Source organism: Pseudomonas sp. MSSRFD41 (assembly GCF_014230245.1).
GTDB classification, from domain to species: Bacteria; Pseudomonadota; Gammaproteobacteria; order Pseudomonadales; family Pseudomonadaceae; genus Aquipseudomonas; species Aquipseudomonas piscis.
Window position 1 is genome coordinate 1 of sequence record NZ_JACKZK010000019.1, and the last position, 20,593, is coordinate 20,593.

The 20,593-nt window shown below is 56.4% G+C and carries 24 protein-coding genes and 2 pseudogenes; 11 read left to right on the top strand and 15 right to left on the bottom strand.

Translation table 11 applies throughout. From position 1 onward, the window contains the following. Positions 1 to 103, top strand: a pseudogene (locus H7A76_RS23700) (lysis protein); the annotation flags it as partial. Positions 104 to 153: 50 nt separating this feature from the next. On the opposite strand, the gene H7A76_RS23705 reads toward H7A76_RS23700, so the two are convergent. Then, positions 154 to 1,701: a GGDEF domain-containing protein gene (locus tag H7A76_RS23705; RefSeq protein ID WP_185700745.1), complete on the bottom strand. Its 1,548-nt coding sequence runs from the start codon at positions 1,699 to 1,701 to the stop codon at positions 154 to 156. A gap of 273 nt (positions 1,702 to 1,974) precedes the next feature. Between H7A76_RS23705 and H7A76_RS23710 the strand changes: the two are divergent. Together H7A76_RS23710 and H7A76_RS23715 are read left to right on the top strand one after the other, a co-directional pair. Next, positions 1,975 to 2,449, top strand: a pseudogene (locus H7A76_RS23710) (lysis protein). A 206-nt stretch (positions 2,450 to 2,655) separates the two neighbouring features. Continuing rightward, on the top strand, positions 2,656 to 3,060 hold the full coding sequence (locus tag H7A76_RS23715; protein WP_185700746.1) for a hypothetical protein: 405 nt from the start codon (positions 2,656 to 2,658) through the stop codon (positions 3,058 to 3,060). A gap of 433 nt (positions 3,061 to 3,493) precedes the next feature. On the opposite strand, the gene H7A76_RS32450 is transcribed toward H7A76_RS23715, so the two are convergent. From H7A76_RS32450 to H7A76_RS23785, 13 genes are all read right to left on the bottom strand, one after another. Beyond that, entirely contained in the window at positions 3,494 to 4,189 is a 696-nt protein-coding gene (locus H7A76_RS32450) for an SOS response-associated peptidase family protein (RefSeq protein WP_260498066.1), read from the bottom strand. Positions 4,190 to 4,657: 468 nt separating this feature from the next. After that, entirely contained in the window at positions 4,658 to 5,725 is a 1,068-nt protein-coding gene (locus H7A76_RS23730; protein ID WP_185700747.1) for a tyrosine-type recombinase/integrase, read from the bottom strand. Positions 5,726 to 5,728: 3 nt separating this feature from the next. Then, positions 5,729 to 5,965, bottom strand: a complete 237-nt coding sequence (locus H7A76_RS23735; RefSeq protein ID WP_185700748.1) for a DUF4224 domain-containing protein — start codon at positions 5,963 to 5,965, stop codon at positions 5,729 to 5,731. Positions 5,966 to 5,973: 8 nt separating this feature from the next. Continuing rightward, positions 5,974 to 6,588 carry a hypothetical protein gene (locus H7A76_RS23740; protein ID WP_185700749.1) on the bottom strand — a complete coding sequence of 205 codons (615 nt, stop codon included), beginning with the start codon at positions 6,586 to 6,588 and terminating at the stop codon, positions 5,974 to 5,976. Positions 6,589 to 6,855: 267 nt separating this feature from the next. Further along, on the bottom strand, positions 6,856 to 8,589 hold the full coding sequence (locus H7A76_RS23745) for a DNA cytosine methyltransferase (protein ID WP_185700750.1): 1,734 nt from the start codon (positions 8,587 to 8,589) through the stop codon (positions 6,856 to 6,858). Beyond that, complete coding sequence (locus H7A76_RS23750; RefSeq protein WP_260498067.1) at positions 8,579 to 8,917, bottom strand: hypothetical protein; 339 nt, start codon at positions 8,915 to 8,917, stop codon at positions 8,579 to 8,581. The genes H7A76_RS23745 and H7A76_RS23750 overlap by 11 nt, the downstream gene beginning before the upstream one ends. Beyond that, a complete protein-coding gene (locus H7A76_RS23755) occupies positions 8,917 to 9,138 on the bottom strand; it encodes a hypothetical protein (RefSeq protein ID WP_185700751.1) in 222 nt (73 codons plus the stop codon). Before H7A76_RS23755 ends, H7A76_RS23750 begins: the two co-directional genes overlap by 1 nt. Beyond that, positions 9,135 to 9,554 carry a hypothetical protein gene (locus H7A76_RS23760; RefSeq protein WP_185700752.1) on the bottom strand — a complete coding sequence of 140 codons (420 nt, stop codon included), beginning with the start codon at positions 9,552 to 9,554 and terminating at the stop codon, positions 9,135 to 9,137. Before H7A76_RS23760 ends, H7A76_RS23755 begins: the two co-directional genes overlap by 4 nt. Before the next feature lie 45 nt (positions 9,555 to 9,599). Further along, positions 9,600 to 9,929: a pyocin activator PrtN family protein gene (locus H7A76_RS23765; RefSeq protein ID WP_185700753.1), complete on the bottom strand. Its 330-nt coding sequence runs from the start codon at positions 9,927 to 9,929 to the stop codon at positions 9,600 to 9,602. Then, positions 9,926 to 10,330, bottom strand: coding sequence for a hypothetical protein (locus H7A76_RS23770; protein ID WP_185700754.1), 405 nt, complete (start codon positions 10,328 to 10,330; stop codon positions 9,926 to 9,928). Before H7A76_RS23770 ends, H7A76_RS23765 begins: the two co-directional genes overlap by 4 nt. A gap of 140 nt (positions 10,331 to 10,470) precedes the next feature. After that, positions 10,471 to 10,755, bottom strand: coding sequence for a phage antirepressor KilAC domain-containing protein (locus tag H7A76_RS23775; RefSeq protein WP_085600702.1), 285 nt, complete (start codon positions 10,753 to 10,755; stop codon positions 10,471 to 10,473). A gap of 9 nt (positions 10,756 to 10,764) precedes the next feature. Continuing rightward, positions 10,765 to 11,349, bottom strand: a complete 585-nt coding sequence (locus H7A76_RS23780) for a hypothetical protein (RefSeq protein WP_085600700.1) — start codon at positions 11,347 to 11,349, stop codon at positions 10,765 to 10,767. A gap of 245 nt (positions 11,350 to 11,594) precedes the next feature. Further along, the gene (locus H7A76_RS23785) at positions 11,595 to 12,344 is read right to left on the bottom strand and encodes a helix-turn-helix domain-containing protein (RefSeq protein ID WP_185700755.1); all 750 of its coding nucleotides are present in this window, start codon (positions 12,342 to 12,344) and stop codon (positions 11,595 to 11,597) included. A gap of 102 nt (positions 12,345 to 12,446) precedes the next feature. Here H7A76_RS23785 and H7A76_RS23790 point away from each other — a divergent pair, with 102 nt between their 5' ends. The 6 genes from H7A76_RS23790 to H7A76_RS23815 all read left to right on the top strand — a co-directional run bounded on the left by H7A76_RS23790 (position 12,447) and on the right by H7A76_RS23815 (position 17,166). Continuing rightward, on the top strand, positions 12,447 to 12,671 hold the full coding sequence (locus H7A76_RS23790; RefSeq protein WP_085600696.1) for a helix-turn-helix transcriptional regulator: 225 nt from the start codon (positions 12,447 to 12,449) through the stop codon (positions 12,669 to 12,671). A gap of 326 nt (positions 12,672 to 12,997) precedes the next feature. Continuing rightward, the gene (locus tag H7A76_RS23795; protein ID WP_185700756.1) at positions 12,998 to 13,525 is read left to right on the top strand and encodes a phage regulatory CII family protein; all 528 of its coding nucleotides are present in this window, start codon (positions 12,998 to 13,000) and stop codon (positions 13,523 to 13,525) included. Positions 13,526 to 13,565: 40 nt separating this feature from the next. Then, positions 13,566 to 13,736: a TraR/DksA C4-type zinc finger protein gene (locus H7A76_RS23800; RefSeq protein ID WP_260498069.1), complete on the top strand. Its 171-nt coding sequence runs from the start codon at positions 13,566 to 13,568 to the stop codon at positions 13,734 to 13,736. Next, positions 13,726 to 15,945 (top strand): VapE domain-containing protein, encoded by a 2,220-nt coding sequence (locus tag H7A76_RS23805; RefSeq protein WP_185700758.1) that lies wholly within the window; start codon positions 13,726 to 13,728, stop codon positions 15,943 to 15,945. The genes H7A76_RS23800 and H7A76_RS23805 overlap by 11 nt, the downstream gene beginning before the upstream one ends. Then, entirely contained in the window at positions 15,938 to 16,303 is a 366-nt protein-coding gene (locus H7A76_RS23810; protein WP_185700759.1) for a hypothetical protein, read from the top strand. The genes H7A76_RS23805 and H7A76_RS23810 overlap by 8 nt, the downstream gene beginning before the upstream one ends. A 521-nt stretch (positions 16,304 to 16,824) precedes the next feature. Continuing rightward, the gene (locus H7A76_RS23815) at positions 16,825 to 17,166 is read left to right on the top strand and encodes a phage holin family protein (RefSeq protein WP_185700760.1); all 342 of its coding nucleotides are present in this window, start codon (positions 16,825 to 16,827) and stop codon (positions 17,164 to 17,166) included. 401 nt (positions 17,167 to 17,567) lie between these two features. On the opposite strand, the gene H7A76_RS23820 is transcribed toward H7A76_RS23815, so the two are convergent. Further along, entirely contained in the window at positions 17,568 to 17,783 is a 216-nt protein-coding gene (locus tag H7A76_RS23820; RefSeq protein ID WP_185700761.1) for a hypothetical protein, read from the bottom strand. Positions 17,784 to 18,002: 219 nt separating this feature from the next. Here H7A76_RS23820 and H7A76_RS23825 point away from each other — a divergent pair, with 219 nt between their 5' ends. Beyond that, a complete protein-coding gene (locus H7A76_RS23825; RefSeq protein ID WP_185700762.1) occupies positions 18,003 to 18,575 on the top strand; it encodes a terminase small subunit in 573 nt (190 codons plus the stop codon). Positions 18,576 to 18,579: 4 nt separating this feature from the next. Beyond that, the gene (locus H7A76_RS23830) at positions 18,580 to 20,592 is read left to right on the top strand and encodes a phage terminase large subunit family protein (protein WP_185700763.1); all 2,013 of its coding nucleotides are present in this window, start codon (positions 18,580 to 18,582) and stop codon (positions 20,590 to 20,592) included. Position 20,593 lies beyond the last annotated feature (1 nt).

The following is a 20,593-nucleotide window of genomic DNA, read 5'->3' on the forward strand; positions in this document are numbered from 1 at the left end:
CCCAGCGGCTGCTCAACGAATTGTCGCCATCACCGGTGACGGCGATCAGGGATTGATCGCCTTGGCTGCATGTCAGGCATATGTCAGGCAGACGCTAAGGTGAACCGTCAGGCTATTCGTGTTGGCCTAGTGTCAGTAGATTGCAATGCAAGACTAATTTGAAATAACTGTCCTGTTTTTTCCATTAGTCTTGGCGATGTATAGCGCTTTGTCGGCTGTATCTATCAAACTCTTGGGAGTGCCAAGCTCCCCTTCAGAGAGTGCGCTAATGCCAATGCTGATAGTGACTACACCCAATGGGGATTTAATGTGTTCAATATTAATTTTCTCTAGTTCAATTCGTATCTTTTCAGCTAGAAGGAAAGCCCCAATGTAGTCTGTGTTTGTAAGTACGATGGTAAATTCTTCTCCTCCATATCGAGCGGCAAGGTCGCCGCTCCGATTTACGTTATTTTGAATTATTAATGCCACGCTTTTTAAACATTCGTCACCCTGTACGTGGCCGTAGTGGTCGTTGTAAAGTTTGAAGAAATCAATATCAATTATGATAAGGCTTATATCATTATTTTTGCGTTTTCTTTGATTGATTTCGGTTTCTAAGAATAAGTCGAAATGACGGCGATTGGGGATTCCTGTTAATCCATCTTTTAGTGCCATTGATTTAAGTGCGTTGTTGGCTTTTATGTAATTTCTTTGGGATGCTTGTAAAGCTCTTTGTGTCTGTATTTGTTTTCTTATAAGTGTTGTTAGTCGATGGCCTGTAAGGCTAAGAATTAAAAGTAGTATGACGGATATTAATAGGCTGGCAAAAGACTCGCTTCGCCAGTCGGAAAGTACCTCGTTTCTGTCAAATGCGGCAAGGACCACTAGAGGGTAGCCATTAACGCGTCGAAAGCTTATTATACGTTTTACACCGTCTACAAATGATTTTATTGTTACGGTTCCTGAGTTTATATCAGGCTTTATCAGTGTGAATATTTCCCATTTTGATATGTCTAGACCAACTTCAGATTCGTGGAATGGTCTTCGGACTACAATAAGGCCGCTTGAAGTTACCAAGTTTATGATGCCATTTTTTCCCGTGTCTATCCCCTCGTAAAGACCGAGGAAATAATTAAGATAAATTGTTGCTATCGCTACCCCGGCAAAACTTCCGTCTGGATGGTTGATTCGGCGCGATACTGTCATGACCCAGTCATTTGTTGAGCGACTGCGTATGGAAGGGCCAATATAAGGTCTTGAGTCCGTATGGTCGCGATGATAAATGAAATAGTCTCGGTCTGAGTTGTTGGCGCCGACGGGGATACTGCCATTTGAATTCAGCAGCCAACCTCCTTGCTCATCATAGATGAAAAAGCCATGGATTTGAGGTAGCCGTTTTTGTTGTGATTCTAGTGGTTCTTCTAGCTTTCTCAAGTTGTCCGAGTTAATGCCTTCAGATTCGAGTTGCTCTTTCACACCTAACAGCACGGAATCCGCTTGGGTTAGAGTTGCCTCGATATTGGATGATAACGTTTTCGAGAGATTGGACATTTCGATTTCTTTGTCGTGCAAATGATACTCCAAAGAATTGAAAATCCCCCAAGCGCTTATCGCTATTAGAGAAATGCATACTATTGAAACGAAGAGAACTACATGCCCAACCTTGAGTTTGGCATCAGTCCACTCAGCGGTAAAAATTGAGGCTTTTTTTGTGAGCATTGCGTCCAGTCCTTAGACTCATGGGGCAGGCACTGAGTCTAGGATAAGGCGTTGACTTATGGGTGCGATTCATGCGGTCGAGCAGTAAATGTTTTGGATTGTTTTCAATCGGTATTGCTGCCATGCAACTTGGCCTCGGCCAAGCGCGGCGTTCCTTACACTGTAGACCCTGGGCCACCCCTAGCAATATCAGCGCCTAGGGCTTCAAGGCCGGTCTCAACGCTGAATACCTGGTCGACTCGGTCGAGCTGGTGTTTACCCAATCGGGCTGGAATACCCCCGTCGCTGGGGCTCGCCTTGGGCGGCTGGGCGGCCTGGTCCTGGCAGGCGAACTCCTATACGGCAAGGTCCTGGCCGAGGCGTACAGCACCGACCGCGAGCAGGCCGCCACGGCGGTGATCAATTGACAGGGCGAGCAGCAAGACGCCCGCCGGGCGCTCGAGGATCGCTTGCAAGCAAGCGATGAAACCCCACTACAAGGAATTACGCGATGAACAAGCGAACCAGGCTCGCCTGCGCGGCCAGCTGGCTACTGCTGATCTTCGGCTGTCAGTACTACTCAAGGCCACCCAGGCGTGATAGCTGCGGGATGTCAGCCGCCGGCGGCCTGATTCATGGAGCGGCGAGAGCCGAACTTGACTCAGCGGCTGCTCAACGAATTGTCGCCATCGCCGGAGACGGCGATCAAGGACTGATCGCTCTGGCCGCGTGCCAGAGTTATGTCAAAGAAATTATTTCAACGAATTAGAAAGTAGTGGTTGGTAGCTTCAACTTCCGTCGTGAATCTAAGCGCGATCGCCGCCGTTGGCTCTGTAATGGATTTGGTTTATCCGTTGAATAATACTAAATTGTTATATACAAAGTATATATTATGGATTATTGACTTAATATGGCTGTGTACTATATTTGTTAGCGCTTAATTGGACGTGATACTAACTCTCAAGGAGCAATACAATGCAGGCTACAAATTCTACTATGACTCATGCTGATTTCGAGTCTGTTATTGGTAATATTGCAAGTTTCTTTAAAGACGATAAATATGGGATGAGCCATCGCTCTGTAAACTATAGGGCAACCTCTGAAGAGATTGATGAGCTTTGTGAAAAGCTAGATCTTGTTTCTGTCGATAATGAATCGACTACAGAGGAAGAAGTTAAAGCAGTCAAGAAATTAAAGGATGATTGTAAAAATGATCTGACTGTCGATATCAAGCACTTCAATGAAGGAATTAATAAGCATACGAAGAGTTTTGAGTCATCGAAAAATCAGGATGATTTTAAGAAGCGAGTTCATGAGATTGCTGAAAGTGCCAGAGTTGCTACTAATAATATGATTAGTCATTGGGAGAAAAAATATTAAGTACTTATAGTAAGGGTTCCTCCATTCTTGATAAAGTTGGTAATGCTGTAAAGCGCGCTTTTGTTGAATGTTGCGCCGTGGCTGTAAAGGTGTACACAGAGGTGCTTAATTTCTTTGAGAAGATTATTGATAGTGTTGTTAATTGGTTGAAGCATGCTTGGGATTCTATAAAGAATTTCTTTGCTGATATTTATAAAACGATTTCGATTTTGCTTTAGCGGCAGCTAGATCCCGCTCTCGATTTAAGCGAGAGCGGGACTTCCGATAGCCATCTGCATACCGTTACGCTGATGTTGAGCATCTTCTGCTTGAATCTCTCGCCGCGCAGCACTCTGGCCTTATAGGGCATAGTCGCGATCAGCAACGCGCGAGCGGGAGACCTGGCAGCAGATGCTGATCAAAGCCGGGGAAGGGGAGTGACTTGCGAGCAGGCCTATGATGGCCTTGCCATGGGCTCGATCAGTTCTGCCCCGTGATTCCTGACGTTGCCGACGGCGGTGCTGACACGGAACCACTCGAACAACTCGGACGGTTCGCCTTGGTAAAGGGCCATCTGTTCGGCGCGCTCCTTGGGCGTTGCCGGGTCGAGCCACTCCCGGGCCAGGTCCGGCGCCAGGACCACTGGGCGCCTGTCGTGGATATCGACCATGCCGCCCTGAGCGTCGATGTTCGTGTATTCGATGCCGTTTATCCGCTGCCCGGTAATCACAAGATCATGGATCCGGCCGTTCGGCGTTGTGATCGTCATGCCGTCGATTTTCCAAGCGGTTCGGGTCATACGGAAAACCAGGCGCCGGTTTCCCCGCTCCCCAATGACTTGCGCGGCATAGCCATTTCTGTCTGCAGGATAATAGAGGGTGCCCGAAAGCTTCCCGATACTGGGTCCACCGTCGCGTGCGATCAGGTCGTAGAAACCCGACGGCATAAAGTCCGGCTCACAGTCGATCAGCGTTTCGACGGCGTGCCAGTACGCCGCATCGGCTAATTCGTCGAGTTCGAATTTCTCGGCGGCGCTGATGATTCTTTCGTCGAGCATGTCTTGCGAGAGGAGGCGGCACATTGAGCGATGCACCTCTGGATTGTTGAAGCGGCTTTCTTGGTCGTCGAGATATCGGCGCCATTGCGCCATCCGCTCGGCTTTCGCGCCTGGTGGGGGTAGGGGGTGACTCTTCATCGGATCAGACTACGCAACTGATACTGTGTTTATGTACAGTATCTGATGTGTAGCAAGTCCGCGATTCGAGGCGACGAGGTGTATAGGGAAGGAGTTGGTGTTCGTTCGGCAGGACGCCGGAAGGTGGGAGTTTTGTAACTGTTATCAAATAGTTTTGTAACGGAGCTAAGTCAACGCCAAACTGAGAGTACACCAGAAACAAAAAAGCCCTGAATAATCAGGGCTTTATCGTAGAGATTTGGCGGAGGCGTAGAGATTCGAACTCTAGGACCTGTTACAGTCGGCGGTTTTCAAGTCTGTATAAAAATCTATATAAAACATAAGGTTAGTTGTTTTTCGATTCCGCATTTGATCGAAGATTGATGCTGTACAAGCCGCAAAAATCAAGGGGTGCTGGTCTGGTTGCGGAAACGAAATTCGCTGTCATCGGGTGGGCTTCACGATCTCTCCTACCCGGCGATACACCGTTTCAGTGATGCGTTTATCGGTGTGCCCAAGAAGACGACTCGCGTGCCCGAGATCATCAATTTCGCTTGCGGCCTTCGGGCGGATATCTCGGAACTGAAACTGTCTGATGCTTATTGCTAGATGGGCGTCTTCTTGTTCAAGCGCGTTCGAGATCGCCACATTGCGAGCATCGTCAAACCGCAGGCGTAGCATAGCGGCGGTGACCTTCCGGCCGTCCTCGGTGACAATCAAATAGGGATTTCTAACTCCTCGCGCTTTGCGCTGTTTTACAAGCCTATCTATTAGCCTTCCCAGATCATTGCATTCATCTTCTGCCCCGAGTCGGATTCTGAGCTTTTTCGATGTTTTGCCTTGAGCAACCTGTAGAAACCCACCAATCACATCGGCTTCCCGCATCGAGAGTACGTCAGACGGGCGCTGGCCAGTAAGGTAGGCCAGATCCATTGCGTCCTTCAGTTCTGATACGGCAACTCCGTACACGGCATTCCAGATCGAGGCGTCGGCATAAAAGTCTCTAGGAGTTTCTTTGTTTTTGCGTACGCCTGCGGCCGGATTTTCCTTATCAGTGATCCCCCATTCCCTTGCGATGTTGTAGATGTGAGAAAGGAGCGAGATTTCGCGGTTCCCCCTGACTTTTGCCGTCCGCTTGTCGCGGTATTGGGCTATCACCTGAGGCGTCACGGCGTCTATTGGTGCGTCGTTAAATGCCTTCCGCAGTTGGGTAAGTGAGAGAAGGTTATCGCGCTGGGTTCGTGGCTTCTTAGCCGGGATAATCTCTGCTTCGTATCGATCAAAAACCAGGCCAAGCCTAGTGTTCTTCTTCGGGAGTGGCTTGCAGTCAAGCTTCGCCCATTCTGCTTTCGCAATATCTAGATCTCCACCCAGTGGAATCTCCTTGCGCCTCCCTGACTCATCCCTCCCGTCGTAGTAATAACCTACCCACTGCTTCCCGCCCTTGAGTGTCCTAACCCGCCGCAGCATTCGCGGCGGCAGGTCTCTGTTTTCTGTCTTTCTTGGGCGCATTCCTTACCCCACACGCGAAAGATCAAGTGACCAGGCCTCGGCGGCCACGTTATCGGCGGATGGCTTGACTCCTGCCAGCTTCATTCGGGCATACACTCGCCCAACCACAGGGCGTCTTGCGCCTGTTAGGACGAACTTCCACCCGTTTTGATTGAGCCAGTCCAGTTGCTTTGATGGAATCTGGTATCCAGTGATGGCTGCCAGCTCTTCCTCGGCGAGCGTTTCGCTTTGAATTTCCATGTTGTTTCTCATGGCTTTCCTCCCAGGGCGTCGGCCACAATCTCGTCGAACTCCTCAATAGCGAGAGGCACTGGTGGCTTGCCATCGAGGAGCTGGGTATGAAGCCACTTGATGCCCTGGTAGGTGACGGCGACATGTATGTCACCGACGATTAGCTGGCAGGGCTTACCACTTGCAGCGGCGTCTTCCATCGTTTCCCGTAATTTTGAGTAGTAAGTCATGGGCATGATCAGGCGAGCCGTTGACATCCTTCCTTCTGCGAAATAAGCCTGTATCGCATCACCATAATGCGTGTCTGGATTGTCTAGCACTTCTTCTAGCAGTCGTTCGGCGTAGCGAAGTCGAAGGGCTGCAGGCTCTTTCTTCCATGTCTCATGCAGCGAGTCGCCATGACAGAAGTGATTGGGGGTTGCAGGCTGGGCGAGGAGGGATTGCAGCTCATTCAGGTAATCGCAAAACTCCTTATATTCCATGCGCCCAAATGCCATATTCGCCAGCTTGTCACGGGGCACGTTGACGGTTGGTGTATCTTCAATCTTGGTGCGGAGTTCCGTGCATGTTAGGTCGAACTGATCGCCGCAGAACTGACCGCAGCTTGAGCATGGAATGGGTTCGTTACTCATGGCTCGTGCCCTCGGCGCGGTAGGGCTCGCCGCACTTGCTGCAGCCTTTGGTAAACGGGATGAATTCGTGCACACATTCGGTAGGCTGGCCTCCTGGAGCGGTCCGGTCGTCGAGACAAGTAGCGGCACTCGGCTCCGTGCTGGCGCATACACCGTTATCCTTGAAGTGGGTAATTGGTACGTTGCGCTGGCCACAGCGGGCGCAATCGATACCGGTACAGCTGCAGGGCGGGCGGCCCTGGTTGCATTCGCACATGGGTTTCCGGCTCATGCTCCACCTCCTACTTCTTGCCCGGGCATGCTAAAGGCGATGGCCAGCGGGCGAACCCACACCGGCACGCTGCTAAGCGTGAATGTTTCGCCCATTTCGTTAAGCATCAGCGTACTCAGCATCACGTCGGCTATGGCCTTGCCGGCCTTGCGTGGAACAGCGTTCCCGATGCGCTCGCGCCAGGCGCCGTCGTTGTTGCCGTGCAGCACGAAGGGTTTGCCGACCGACTCCAGGGCGCCGGTGTGCCGATTCGGCTGCCACATGTCCTCGGGATCGAACATGGATTGCAGCGCGGCCAGCTCTAGCGTGGTGAATGGCCTGTTCCAGGTGTTCGACGGACTACGGATCACGCACGCCAAGCGGTCGTTGGCCGCCGGCATCCGGTTGTCAGCGACGGACCAGCGGCCGTTGTCGTGGCGAGCGTTCGCCGATACTGCGCCGGCGCTGCCGCCCCATTCGACAACCCCGTAATGTCCTCCGGTGAGGTAGGCGTCGCCCTTCTTGCGATTGAGAACGCGAGGATCTGCGACGGACTGCCAGCCGCCTTGCACTCCTTTTCCGCCTGCGATGATGGTGCCTGCGAAGTTAGCGAACGGTACAACCCGGTAGTTGTTGGAATGGCGTTTCCAATTCGGGCGTGGATCGGCCACGCTGAACGTGCCCTGGCCCGGGCTACGCTGCCCGGTGACGACCCCGCAATGCCTTTCCCATGGGACCACGCCGAACTGCGCGTACTCGACCGAGCTGGTGGGGCGCGGATCTGCTACCGAGTAGTTGCCGTTTGTGGGTGTGTTGCGGCCGGCAATGACGCCGGTTGCATCTTCCCAACGGTTGACGCCGAGGTATCCCGCTCGGTACTCCGGAACGATCAGGAAGTCTCGCAGGAACCCATCCTCAACGTTCAGGCGGTTCAGTGAGCGCCAGTCTTTCCCGGGCTCCACAAGCGCAAGGCGAACCCAGGTTTTCCAGTGCAGGGCGGGCACGCGGTGCATGGGGCCTGCCAGTTCGATATCGCCCGCCAGGGGCATGCGCCCGAGGATCTCGCCAACGCCGCGCAGGCGGTGTTGCTGAGGCTGGTACAGAAACGCCCGGACTTTCTCGATATGCCGGGCCACCAGCAAGAAGCGCTTGCGGCTTTGAGCCAGGCCGGCGATTTCCCCGCAGTCGTGGACCGTCTCGTTTACTGCGTAGCCGTAGTGTGCAAACAGCTTAACGATCTGGTCGAGAAGGTGCCGGCCGCGTGACGCAAGGCGAGGGACGTTCTCGAACACAATCAAGCTGACGGGGTTATGTTGCCAGGCTTCAAGCATCAGCCAGACGCAACGAAGGGTCAGCTGATTGAGGGCCTGGTACTTGGGTGTCAGGCTCATTGACTCCGGCAGTAAGCCACTGGCGCCTTTGCATGGGCTGGAAATGAATACGGCGTCCGGATCTTCGTTCCCGGCGGCGCGGCGAATATCTTCGGCGGTTGCCTCGATCCAGCCTGCAGGTGGCTCCGTCCCGTGGAAGGCGGTGTACTGCTCGCGGGTGAACAGATCCCGGAGCGTACCTTTCACTCCAGTGAGGTTTTCGAAGTCGGCCAAGCCTGCGGGATCAACGTCAACCCCGCCCAGGCAGCGCCAGTTGCCGAGCATTTGTGCGATCTGCAGTGAACTGTCGTTGAAGCCCGCAGCACCTGAGCCCAGGCCGCAGCAGAACCCGAAGTGGGTATAGGTACGTTTAGCGAGCATGATTCCCTCCTTGGTCGTTCTTGTCCGCACGTTCGGCCATGTGGCCCTGCAGGTGCGTATACCCCTCGACAAGCTGCGCGGGCGGGCGAACCTGAGCGATCAGCGTTGCATCAGGGTTGGCTGCCTCGCGCAGCTTTTCGTGGGGTGTAAGCGCCTCGGTGGTGCTGCTGCAAGGAACAGTAATGCCTGCTGCTGCGCAGCAGAGGCTGTTGTTTACAGGCGCGGCGATCCTGCTGGCGTTGCAGAGCAAAGCGGCCTGGCCCTGGTGGTGGATCTGTTCGGCCTGCATGCCGCTTTTCTCTGGCGTCTCGATCTTGAGGCGATCCATCACGCGACCTCCTTGGCCAGGTCTGCCAGTAACAGAGCGTTGTCGGTGTTCTTTTGCAACTGGCGGAAGGCCTCGCTGCCGAGCAGGGCCTTTGCCTGCCGTTCAAACTCTTTCCGGTAGCGGGTCAGGGCGCGTAGTTCGGCGCTGGCTTTCTGGTGCTGCTGGTGCAGCTCGCCGGCTGCCTGGGGCGAGAGGCGTAGCAGTACGGGTGGGCGGCTCATGCGGCTTTCTCCTGCTCGGCTGGCTGGAGTAGGGCGGCCATGGCCAGTAACTGGTCCCGTTGGATGTGGGCGTTTCTCTCAAGGCCCTTGCAAGTGCGGAAAGCGCTGAACGCTCCGGCCGCTAGGCGCAGTGTTTCGGCGATGCAGAGCAGGTGCTGCCGGTCCTGTTCGCCGAGCTGTGAGGCGGACAGTGCGCGCTTGTAGTGGCCATAGAGTGTTTGGTAGTGCTCTTGGGCCTGCTCAAGCTGTAGCTGTTTCTCGCGTAAGGCTTCGGCGCTGTCCGCGTGTTGAATTGCCTTGCCTTCCTCTATGCCTGCTTCTTGGCCGTTGAGTTGACCGACAAGGTAGCCGACTCCGAAGACAAGTCCGCTGGTGATGATCAGGCCGATCAAGGCGAAGATCTGCATTTGTGTCATGTGGTGCGCTCCTGGTTTGCTTGGCTGGTGGTGGCAGCCGTTGGGTTACTGGGTTTGCTCGGGGGTGTCCGTTTGTTGCTTGGCCCGTTCTTCGTCGGCCTTGTAGGCGCGAATATCGATCAGGGCGGCAACGTGACGGATATCCGCGTACTTGAGATCCTTGCGGCCGATTCCGAAGGTGAAGACAGGTAGGTCCAGGCGTCCGGTCCGTAGGTGTTCGGTGAACGTCTCTTCGTTCAAGTTGCGGAAATACTGCACGCGCAGCTTTTCCAGGGGGATCAGCATGTCTCCGAAGGTGCGATACAGCATTTCGACAGTGGTCGGGTCTGGTGGGGGCAGTAGCCGTAACGGGAGCTGGTCAGTGTGGGGATTCATGCCGCTACCTGTTTGCAGAGGTCATAGGCCTTGTTGCGAAGGTCTTGCAGCACTTGTTCCGGGGAATGGCCATATCCGGACAGGATTGTTTCGTCGCCGCCAAACCCGTGTGGGTTGTGCAAGTGGGCGGTCATCGTGGGTGTTGAGTTGCCGTATAACCTGATAGTTGTGGAAACGCGGCTGTTCGGGTTCAGCGCGGCGGTATCCAGTTCGGCCGCTAGCAGCGATACGGCCGCATGCAGCACCGGAAGGCCTGCCAGGGCTGGTGTAGGAGAATCAATGGAGATCCCGGCAGCGCTGCACACCAGCTGCGCGAAACCTTGGATCTGTTCGGCGGTCCGGTCAGCGGCCTTGGTGGCTAGCAGCGTGTTCAGCGCTTGATCAATCAGTTTGTGATCCATGGTCTTTCTTCCTTTTCGGGTGATTCCAGGTGATCAGGCAATGGGCTTTGGTCAGCTCCCGCAGATGCTCCGGAACCTCAAGAAGCGCAGCGTTGCGCTCCTCTTTGGTCCGTAAAGCGAGGATCTGGCGGGCGTACTGTCTAGGCCACGTCACGGCGGTCTGCCGGGATGGCAGGAAGATCGAGCCCTAGTTGCTCCGCAAGCCACGGAATGCCGGCCTGTCGAACCCGCGTTGACTGGCTGTATTGCATGCCTAGCTTCGGGTGGAACCACTGGCCTTCCTTGGTTCCCAGGTATTCCCGGTCCCGTGTTGGGTAGGCTGGTAGGCACTTGGCATTGAGCAGGTCTTTCTCCCGCATCAGGGCGATCAACTGCGGCCGGGTGATACCGAAGTACCGGGCCGTTTCTTTAAGGTTGCGATCCATGGCGGTCCCCTAAGCAGCGTGCGCGGCGGGAGTCGCCAGCGCGGCCAGGTGGTTGATGGATTCGCAGGCGGCCTTGTAGATCTCTGCATCGGAGCCGTGGATCGTGAAGCATTTGGTTCGTGGGCTTCGGTGCCCGATGCTGAGAATAATGGTCGCGCCTGCACGGCTCCGGGTGCGGTGGATCGCTGCCCTGATTGGCAGCGAGAAACCCATATCAAGGTCAAGGAATCCGCCCAGGCAGACCAAGCCGAACACCCGTTCGCGTAGCTCTGCGCTGAACTTCCCATACTCGCGCTCGGCGTGCGGGAGTGGTTGTAGCTGGGCAGTCGTGTCGATTGGGCCGTTGGCCACGTCCTCGATGAAGTCTGCCAGCTTGAGGTGGGCTTTCTTGTCGTTGGCCAGGGTCAGGGTGTGGCGCTCGTTACCCATTTCCACGACGAAAGAGCTTTCGACGGGGCCGCGGTCAACGTTCAGGCGAAACCTTAATGCCGTGCGCTCAGGTGAGTTGCGCAGCGTGTGGTTAAAGGTTTGGCTCAGGTTGACCTGGGCTTTGAGCAGCTGCAGCGTGCGGTTGTCGATTGAAAATCTGTTCATGCCGCGCTACCCCCGCCGTTCGGACCAAAGGGGGCGCAGTGGTGGGGTTGGGGCTTCGGTTTGAGGGGGATGTAAGGGCAGCCGAATCGTTGCGCCAGACGGCGGATCTCAAAGATTCGATCAGGGTTTGCAGCGGCCGGGTGGACGTACAGTGATGCATTGGTGTGCATGGTGTTGCCTCGCTCTGTGGTGGAAGAGTGAGGCAAATATCACGCAATGTGCTTTAAAGGTCAACACATATTGTGTTAGCCGTCCGTTGCGCTATGGAGAAATCGTGATGATTTCAAGATTCCCCCAATTAGATGAATCTGTATGACTTCATTTTCAGGCAGGTGAATGGTGGCCTGTTCTGCATTGATGCTATCGAGTCTATACATGCCATCGCGTAGGTAGATGAACTCTTTGATCATGCTTTTACCGGAGGTCGTTTTAACCATAACCTCATCGCCACTATCGAAGCCTTTGCTGGGTTCGACTAGAACGAATTCTCCGTTTTTGATCCTAGGCAATAGGCTGTCGCCTGTGACCTTGAGGCCGTAGGCGTCGGGGTCATCGCTATGGATGTTCAGGAAGCCGTCCCCTGAGCCGGTGGGGAGCGACAGCGCTTCAAAATATCCCTCAGCGCCTAACTGTGCGCTGCCTATAACCGGAACTTTCCCCGCTTTTGCCCAGCCGATGTTACTTCCTACTGGCTGCCCTTTGTCGCTGGTGCGCCCGTACTCTCGCGCAGAACGATCTTCGGAGCGAACTCGGCCCTGTATATGGTCTGGTAACGAACTGAGTTCGGAGCGATCACGTCCGGCAACTAGATCCGGCAGTGATACGCCAAGGGCGGTAGCAATTATTTCAAGATCTTGAAGGTTGGGCTGCCGGGTTCCTTTCTCATAGTTTCCGATTCGTGATTGGGAATCCCAGCCGCAGGCATGGGCAAGCGCCTGCTGGCTCATGCCTAAGACTTTTCTTAATTGCTTGATGCGATTTCCTAATGTGTTCATAGGCATTTTTTACCACGATATGAGATTTTTTCTCAGCACGCATCGTGTTGTAATGTTCACGAATCGTGTTTATTATGGCGCTGAGTTTAAGGAGGTCTCTGGATGAACCTTATAGCTGTTTATAGAGATAGAGCCGGTATCAAACAAATAGCGCTTGTCGCTGAGCTTGGCTGGACGCAGACGCGGCTGAGTAACTATGAGGCCGGGCGCCGAACGGCTGGTCTAGCTGAATGCCGATCCATTGTTCGGGCGCTAAACAGGCTCGGGGTGATCTGTTCACTTGATGACGTATTTCCCCCTGACGCTGAGGTTGCGTGCGCGGCGTAGAAAAAAGGCGGCCTTAAGGCCGCCTCGTTCCTCCCGGTATACACCACCACAGTGTTGCCGGGTCGCGGTTTGAGTAGGCGCGCACACCACATGCAAAAACGTCTACTGATACCGCGCTTCAAGGCTTGGATGCCTTGGGTTGCTGCCTTTCTCCACCACAGATAGGGCAGCTGTTGCGCCGGGGGCAAACAACGGATTGTTCGCCTCGGCACGGTGCCGGTTTCGATCTTGAGGATCTGGCCGGCGTTTGGGCCCTTACAAGCCGCGCAGTAAATGTAACACCACTGCATGCTGCGCGGCACTGGCAACTTTTAAGGATTAATGCCATGAGCCGAATCGCTCTAAGTAGCGTTGAGCGAGCTAAGCGGGAAGTCTTGCCGCTCGAACTCGCGCTGTACCATGCCGCACGGGACTATCCCGGTGGCGCCGCCGCCATCGCCGCCACCACCGGCCGAAATCCCACCACGCTGCAGCACAAGCTTTCTCCGACCCATCCTGGCCATAGCGTCAACGTTCAGGAGTTTGGCGAGATTCTGGAGTTAACCAAGGATCGGCGCATTCTCGATGCCGTACATGCCCTGGTCGGCGACACGATCTGGCAGGAGCTGTCGGACACCTACACCAACGACATGCCGGAAACCTTGACCACTGGTATCGCGGTGTACTTCCGCCAGGTGGCGGATCTTGCTGATACCTGGGCCAAGAGCATTGGCGACGGTGTAGTTAGCGATGCCGAGTTGGCAGAGATCCGGCTGCAGGTGTTTCGGGGTATCCAGGGGCTGCTGGGGCTGTTCAATCGTGCCAGCTACGTCAATCAGACGACTCGGGGGACGGATCATGTCGGACGTCGTTGATTTCGCTACTGACTTGGTGCAGGAGCATTTAGATCAGGCCATGGCGGCGCGCCTATTGGCCAGGTCCCGGGCATCCGGGCATTCCTTGCCGATATGTACGGACTGCGATGGTCCCATTCCCGAGGCTCGCCAGCACGCGCAGCCTGGCTGCACGTTGTGTGTGGACTGCCAGCAGGTCGAGGACGCAAGGAGGGCTCGTTATGCTCGATGAGGTATTGGCGCAGTTTGCCGATTATGGCCTAGAGCCCGCGCAGCCTTTGGTTTTCGGTAAGTTGACTCGCTGTAAGACGGCGCAGGACAAGGGCCGGGAGAAAAACGGCTGGTATGTGGTGCATGAACATCGCACGGAGAAGGGCGAAACCCTGATCTTCGGCAGCTTTGGCGATTGGCGTTCCGGTGAGACGCAGAAAATCAAGGTAAAGGCCGGCCGCATGAGCGCAGAGGAACGCGAGGTTATGCGCGCTAGGCAGGAGGAAGCCAAGCGCAGGGCGGCCGAAGTGGCTGCTAACGGGGCGCGTCGCGCAGCCAATCGAGCGTCCGCGATGTTCAAGCGCATGCCGGAAAAGGGCAAAAGCGCCTATCTGGATCGAAAGCAGATCATCGGGTTCGGGGTGCGCTATGCGCCGCGCTCGGGGGCGTTCTTGGTCCCAATGTGCAATGTCCGGGACCAAATTGTCGGCCTGCAGGTGATCTATCCGCAGAAGCAAGAAGACACCGGCCGAGACAAGTCTTACTGGCCCTATGGGATGTCGAAAGAGGGCGCCTTCCATTTGATTGGGCCCCATCCTGAACCCGGAGAGCCGGTTCTGGTCTGTGAAGGCTACGCGACTGGCGCTAGCCTGCACATGGCGACTTCGCTGACTGTGGCTATCGCCTTTGATGCCGGCAACCTGATGTTGGTGGCCAAAGCAATGCGCGAACGTTTCCCTGGTCGGGCGATCATTCTTTGTCGGGATGACGATTGGAAGACCACGCGCCCCAATGGCGAGGCCTGGAATCCAGGCAAGGAGCGTGCAGAGAATGCGGCCACGGTCGTTGGGGGGCAGGTCGTAGCGCCGATCTTTTCGGGTGAGCGTGAAATCAAGTGGACCGACTTCAACGACTTGCATTGCGCCGAAGGTTTGGAGGCGGTCCGGCGCCAGGTGTTAGCCGTGGTCAAGCCTCCGGCAGCCGGTGGCTGGAAAGATATGTTGGCCCGTACTGATAGCGGCATGCTGATCGCCCATATGCAGAACGTTGAACTGATCCTGAGCAACGACCCGCGATGGGCCGGGGTGATCGGATTTAGCTCGTTTAGCTCCAAGATCGTCAAGTTGCGGGTGCCGCCTTATGGTGGGTCAACCGGCGATTGGGCGGATATCGACGATATGCTGGTAATGAAATGGCTAGCCCAGCAATACAACCTGCGGGTAAAGGTTGGCCACGTTATCGAAGCGGTGAGCGTGGTGGCCCATGACCAAGCATTTCACCCTGTGCGGGACTACCTGCGATCCCTGGAGTGGGACCGGGTGCCCCGGCTGGATAGCTGGTTGACGACAATCTTGGGCGTGGCCCCTACCGATTACAGCCAGAAGGTAGGTAAGCGCTGGATGATTTCTGCCGTCGGCCGGGTCATGTCGCCCGGTTGCAAGGCTGACTCGGTAATGATCCTTGAAGGTGCTCAGGGCGCGGGTAAGTCTACGGCCATGAGTATCCTAGGCGGTGAATGGTTTATGGATACCCCATTTGCCCTGGGCGACAAGGACGGCTTCCAGGCGATCCGTGGCAAATGGATTGTCGAGCTGGGCGAACTGGATAGCTTCAACAAAGCAGAATCCACCAAGGCCAAGCAATTTTTCTCGGCATCGGTTGATACCTATCGCGAGAGCTACGGCCGCAGAACTATGGACGTGCCCCGGCAATGTGTGTTCGTAGGCACCACCAACCAAGACGAATACCTCAAGGATGCCACCGGCAACCGGCGCTATTGGCCAGTGGCTTGTACCAAGGTCGAGCTGGAACAGCTGCGGGAGATCCGCGACCAGCTGTGGGCCGAGGCGATGTTCTGCTATGAGGCAGGCGATATTTGGTGGGTGATCCGCGATGAAGCGCCATTGTTCGCTGAGGCGCAGGAAGAGCGCTTCGTGGTGGATGAATGGGAAGTGCCGATCCTGAAGTGGCTGGAAGAATCGCACGTAGGGGAGATTACTACAGGGAGTCAGATCCTGGACGAGGTTCTGAAGATCGACCCTAGCCATTGGGACAAGCCAGCGCAGATGCGCGTAGGCTCGATCATGCATCGGCTGGGATGGCGTAGGAAGCGTATGCCGGCACTGGCAAAAAGTGGTGTGCGCCCTTGGGCCTATCAGAAGCCGACCAGTTGGGGGCGCGGATCTGCATTGCAGGTAGCTCCGATGAAGGAGGAGCCTTGCTTTGATTAAGCGAATCGACGAGATGCTCAAGCTCTGGGCCCAGGATCTGCACATGCCCACGGCCTTGGCCATTGGTGGTGCGGGCGGCGGCAACATGATTGCCATGTTGATGGCATGCAAAGGCGAGCTGATACGGGGCACCCGGGGAAGCCGGGTGCTGTTGGATGAGTCAGCCGATATCGAGCTTATCGTTAACAAGCACCTGCCGCCGGAGCTGGCACTGGTGGTGATGGAGCATTACTGCAATCATGACAGCCTGCTTTCGCAGAAGATGTTGCACTGCGGTTGCAGTTCTCGGACATACTATCTGCGTTTACATGAGGCGCACCTATTCATTGAGGGCATGTTGATGGGGAGGGCGGCTTGAGGCTTGGCCTTAAAGCATTTGGAACTGTCCTACTGGCTCGCCTTGTCCGTCCGCGTTTTTACGCGGAAGGACAAGCGCGGGCCTTGTCATTCCTGGCCTGTCCTACCGTCCAACCTTCACACACGTCATGCGCACATGTGAGCGCAGCGCATACACCCAATGCGCGCGTGTACGCGCAAGCGTGCCTTTATCTTTTTCTCTATACGCGAGAAAGTTAATAAACAGGTAGGACAGTGGGGCAGAGCCCCATATTTTGGGGGCTGTAGCTGTCCTGCCTGACACGATATCGGTTAGACAGGAAGGACAGCGCCCGAGGCGCTGAAAGCCGCAGTAAAGATATTCACCGACATTGCCTAGACGTTCGCCAGACATTCACCGGGTGGCATTAAAATAGGGTTGCTGCCAGTAAAATCAGCCTGTTAAATACAGCCATCTTCGATAGGTGCGACCGCAGATAGCGGCAGGCGCCCACACACCAAACCCGGCCATTGCGCCGGGTTTTTGCGTTTAAGGGGTAGGTGATGACGAACGAGCAGCAAGCGCTTGCGGAAATGCCCATTTGGCTGGTGATCGTCCTGGCCCTGGTCGGTGGCGTGTCCGGTGAAATGTGGCGAGCAGACAAGGATGGCGCCCGTGGTTGGGCGTTGCTGCGGCGCCTGGCCTTGCGGTCCGGTGCCTGCATCGTCTGCGGGTTGTCGGCGATGATGTTGTTGATCGCGGCTGGTGTTTCGATCTGGACGGCGGGCGCCTTCGGCTGCCTAACCGCGATGGCCGGGGCGGATGTCGCCATTGGCCTGTACGAACGCTGGGCGGCCAGGCGAATCGGTGTTTCGGACCAGCCACCCAGCGGCGGTGCAGTTTGAAAGGCAGGCGCCATCTGGCTGCCCGCCAGGCCGGGGGTGGGGGCCGGTTTTTGGGTCCTCCCCGGGGGCGGGCCCCTACACGGGTACTCGGACTCGCGGTTTCTCTGTAGCTGAGGTGAGTGCAGGAATGTCCGTCTTTCCTGGGGAGCGGGGTAGGGACTGAATAGGCGAGCCGTCCGGGTCAGCGGAAGGTCTCGCCCTAGTGGTTAAACCGTGCTTCTTTCGGGAGGCGTGAACTATTCGATAGGAACTAGCTATGGACACCAGAGATAAGCAAGCCATCTCATCTTGGCAAATGGTCGTGTATGACGACCGCGTTAGCTTTAAGCGAGTTGATAACGGGAAGATGCAGGAGATCTATCCGCCCGTTTCTATTTCAAAGGCAGCTGTTTATGCAGTGGCTATTGTTCATGGTCTTCAACCACCAAGAGATCTTCGCTCGTGCGATAAACCGATTGATTGAATTCAATCTGTACAGAATCAGGTCCCCGGCGTTTCACCCGATAAAAGTCCAGCCCTCCGAAATAGACCTGAGTTTCCCTGGGTAGTCCTTCCAGTTGGTCTAGCAGCGTACCGAGGTCTATTGTGTGCCGTTCGATGATTTCTTTGGTTGGCATATGCGACTCCTTCGTCCGTCTGGATGTGCGGAGCGCTAAGGCTATCAGCGTTCTTGATCAGGATGGAGCCCCGGAAATCGCTGGGGACCCTGGAAGCCGTTCCCGGACACGGGGTCGGAAACCCGCGGATCTTTGTTAGCGGCTGGTTCACCCGCTTAGTGAACTGGCGGTGAACTGGTGAACACCCCGTATTCATTGGGTTAACTGGACGTCAAACACATGACCGTTATCAGCAAGTCGGACTTTGCGGCGCGGCGCGGTTGGGCCAAGTCCTACGTTTCTAAGCTGGCAAAGCAAGATCGGCTGGTGCTGACCGCAGATGGCAAGATCGAGCTGGAGGCCACCGAAGCCCTGCTGGCTGAATCGGCAGACCCCAGCAAGGCGGCGGTGGCAGCCCGGCATGAAGAAGCGCGCATTGATCGCGATGTGCGCAGCGGCCTGGTGCCGACTGCTGAAACCGATGCTGTGCCGCAACTCCCCAGCAAAGGCCCGGATTTTCAGAAGTCCCGAGCCCACCGGGAGCATTACCTGGCCAAGCTGGCCGAAGCTGAGTTCTACAAGGTCCAGGGTGACCTCGTTGACCGCGAGGCGGTAACAGTCGCGGCCTACAACGCCGGGCGTATGGTTCGTGATCTGCTGTTCGGCATGTCGCCGCAACTGGCTGCCGAGGTCGCCGCGCTAAGCGATCCCTGGGAAATCGAGCGGCACCTGACAGGCGCGTTTCGCCGAGCCCTTGAAGACGCCGGACGCATGACCGACGCCGACCTACAACAAGCCATCACACAGAGCTGAACCTATGCCCGAATACGCAAACGGTGCAGAGGTGTACCGCGATGCGTATTGCCGAGGGCTACAGCCAGACCCTGAACTATGGGTTGACGAATGGGCAGATGAATACATGCGAATCCCGCGTGACACGGGAGCCGCAGAGCCCGGCAAGTACCGCACGGACCGGACGCCGTACGCACGAGAACCCATGCGCTGCCTGTCCCCGGCCCACCCCTGCAAACGGGTGGTGACCATGGTGGCCTCGCAGCTGATGAAAACCCAAATCGCCTTGAACTGGATCGGCGGCCTGATCCACATGGCTCCATCCAACATCCTGACCTTGCTGCCGAGCCTCGGCCTGGCCAAGCGGGTTTCGTCGCGGATCGGCAAGACGATCAAGGCCACGCCTGAGCTGAACAAGCGCGTGGCATCCAGCCGCTCCCGTGACTCCCGCAACACCATGGACACCAAGGAGTTCGAAGGCGGTTCGCTGTACGTGACCACGGCCGGTTCTGCCGCCAACCTTGCCGAGCTATCGGCCAGGTATGTGTACGGTGACGAGGTCGACCGGTGGGAGGTTGATGTGGGCGAGGAGGGCGATCCCATCGAACTGGCGGAAGCCCGAGGCAGTACCTTCGGCCGCAACGCCAAGTTCTACTTTTCCAGCTCGCCGACCATCAAGGGCGCCTCGCGGATCAGCGATCTGTTCGATTCCAGCGATCAACGGTATTACTACGTGCCGTGCCCAACCTGCGGGCATCACCAGGTTCTGGAGTGGGAGCGTCTGCTGTACTCCCCGGATTTCAGCGTGGTGCACTACCAGTGCGCCAGCCCTGAGTGTGATGTCCTGATCGAGGAACACCACAAGGGGTGGATGCTGGCCAACGGGCAGTGGCGGGCGCACGCCGAGGGCGACGGGGAAACGGTGGGGTTCTACCTCAACGCTTTGTACGCCCCTTCCGGCTGGACCGACTGGCGGACCTTGGCCCGGCAGTACGAGAAGGCCAAGAAGGCCCAGGCCGCTGGCAACCTGGAGCCGATGCAGGTGTTTTACAACACCCGCCTGGCCAAGGTCTGGGACAGCGCCCAGGAGCAAACCAAGGCCCACGTTCTGCGAGACCGGGCCCGTCTTGAACGCTACAGCCTCGGCTCGATGCCGGCCGGCGTGTTGATGCTGACCGCTGCGGTCGACGTGCAGGCCAACCGCCTGGAGCTGATGGTGATGGGCTTCGGTGTTGGCTTGGAGCGCTGGGTGATCGACCACCAGGTGATCTGGGGCGACCCGGCGAACCAGAAGACCTGGGATGTGCTGGACGAGAAGCTCAAGGCCCGCTATCGGCATCCTTGTGGTGTCGCGCTGGCGATCCTGGCTGCGGGTGTCGACTCCGGTGGTCACCACACGGACGAGGTTTACCAGTTCTGTCGCCTTCGCCGGTGGCGCAATATCTTCGCCATCAAGGGGGCGAGCAAGCCCGGGCGCCCGGTCATTGCCCAGCGCCCGTCCATGGTCGATGTCACCTGGCGAGGACAGACCGAACGCAACGGCGCTGAGCTGTGGTTTGTCGGCACCGACACCGCCAAGGACTGGATTTACAACCGCTACCCGTTCCCGGACGGCCCTGGGGCGTTGCACTTCGCCAACGACTTGCCCGACGAGTTCTTTGATCAGTGCGTGGCCGAAAGCAAGGTGGCCCGCTACGTCAAAGGCTACAAGCGCATCGAGTGGGTGAAGGGCAAGGCAGACCGAAACGAAGCGCTCGACCTGATGGTGTATTGCCTGGCGATGGCGCATTACCTGGGCATCAATCGCTATCTAGACGCTGATTGGGAGCGGGTCCGGCAGGCGCTGGCTCAGGGCGGGTTGTTCGACGACGACGCCGGCCAGCAGGCGGTGTCGCCTGCACCTGCGACCGATGAACCGGAACCAGAGGCCATCGAGCGTCCGGCTCCGACACCTGCGGCACCTGTCGCCCGGGCCCAACCCATTGCGCCGCAACCTCAACGCCGCATGTCCACCAGCGGCTATCTCAAGAGACGCTGAT

What these genes read in the sequence shown, in the direction of transcription:
- H7A76_RS23740 (WP_185700749.1), bottom strand. Translation starts at nt 6,588, where the DNA reads ATGAGTAACGAACCCATTCCATGCTCAAGCTGCGGTCAGTTCTGCGGC.
- H7A76_RS23820 (WP_185700761.1), bottom strand. Translation starts at nt 17,783, where the DNA reads ATGCCAACCAAAGAAATCATCGAACGGCACACAATAGACCTCGGTACG.
- H7A76_RS23790 (WP_085600696.1), top strand. Translation starts at nt 12,447, where the DNA reads ATGAACCTTATAGCTGTTTATAGAGATAGAGCCGGTATCAAACAAATA.
- H7A76_RS23775 (WP_085600702.1), bottom strand. Translation starts at nt 10,755, where the DNA reads ATGGATCGCAACCTTAAAGAAACGGCCCGGTACTTCGGTATCACCCGG.
- H7A76_RS23760 (WP_185700752.1), bottom strand. Translation starts at nt 9,554, where the DNA reads ATGACACAAATGCAGATCTTCGCCTTGATCGGCCTGATCATCACCAGC.
- H7A76_RS23735 (WP_185700748.1), bottom strand. Translation starts at nt 5,965, where the DNA reads ATGGAAATTCAAAGCGAAACGCTCGCCGAGGAAGAGCTGGCAGCCATC.
- H7A76_RS23765 (WP_185700753.1), bottom strand. Translation starts at nt 9,929, where the DNA reads ATGAATCCCCACACTGACCAGCTCCCGTTACGGCTACTGCCCCCACCA.
- H7A76_RS23795 (WP_185700756.1), top strand. Translation starts at nt 12,998, where the DNA reads ATGAGCCGAATCGCTCTAAGTAGCGTTGAGCGAGCTAAGCGGGAAGTC.
- H7A76_RS23830 (WP_185700763.1), top strand. Translation starts at nt 18,580, where the DNA reads ATGCCCGAATACGCAAACGGTGCAGAGGTGTACCGCGATGCGTATTGC.
- H7A76_RS23715 (WP_185700746.1), top strand. Translation starts at nt 2,656, where the DNA reads ATGCAGGCTACAAATTCTACTATGACTCATGCTGATTTCGAGTCTGTT.
- H7A76_RS23770 (WP_185700754.1), bottom strand. Translation starts at nt 10,330, where the DNA reads ATGGATCACAAACTGATTGATCAAGCGCTGAACACGCTGCTAGCCACC.
- H7A76_RS23805 (WP_185700758.1), top strand. Translation starts at nt 13,726, where the DNA reads ATGCTCGATGAGGTATTGGCGCAGTTTGCCGATTATGGCCTAGAGCCC.
- H7A76_RS23780 (WP_085600700.1), bottom strand. Translation starts at nt 11,349, where the DNA reads ATGAACAGATTTTCAATCGACAACCGCACGCTGCAGCTGCTCAAAGCC.
- H7A76_RS23730 (WP_185700747.1), bottom strand. Translation starts at nt 5,725, where the DNA reads ATGCGCCCAAGAAAGACAGAAAACAGAGACCTGCCGCCGCGAATGCTG.
- H7A76_RS23815 (WP_185700760.1), top strand. Translation starts at nt 16,825, where the DNA reads ATGACGAACGAGCAGCAAGCGCTTGCGGAAATGCCCATTTGGCTGGTG.
- H7A76_RS23705 (WP_185700745.1), bottom strand. Translation starts at nt 1,701, where the DNA reads ATGCTCACAAAAAAAGCCTCAATTTTTACCGCTGAGTGGACTGATGCC.
- H7A76_RS23800 (WP_260498069.1), top strand. Translation starts at nt 13,566, where the DNA reads ATGGCGGCGCGCCTATTGGCCAGGTCCCGGGCATCCGGGCATTCCTTG.
- H7A76_RS23785 (WP_185700755.1), bottom strand. Translation starts at nt 12,344, where the DNA reads ATGAACACATTAGGAAATCGCATCAAGCAATTAAGAAAAGTCTTAGGC.
- H7A76_RS32450 (WP_260498066.1), bottom strand. Translation starts at nt 4,189, where the DNA reads ATGGCGCAATGGCGCCGATATCTCGACGACCAAGAAAGCCGCTTCAAC.
- H7A76_RS23750 (WP_260498067.1), bottom strand. Translation starts at nt 8,917, where the DNA reads ATGGATCGCCTCAAGATCGAGACGCCAGAGAAAAGCGGCATGCAGGCC.
- H7A76_RS23745 (WP_185700750.1), bottom strand. Translation starts at nt 8,589, where the DNA reads ATGCTCGCTAAACGTACCTATACCCACTTCGGGTTCTGCTGCGGCCTG.
- H7A76_RS23825 (WP_185700762.1), top strand. Translation starts at nt 18,003, where the DNA reads ATGACCGTTATCAGCAAGTCGGACTTTGCGGCGCGGCGCGGTTGGGCC.
- H7A76_RS23755 (WP_185700751.1), bottom strand. Translation starts at nt 9,138, where the DNA reads ATGAGCCGCCCACCCGTACTGCTACGCCTCTCGCCCCAGGCAGCCGGC.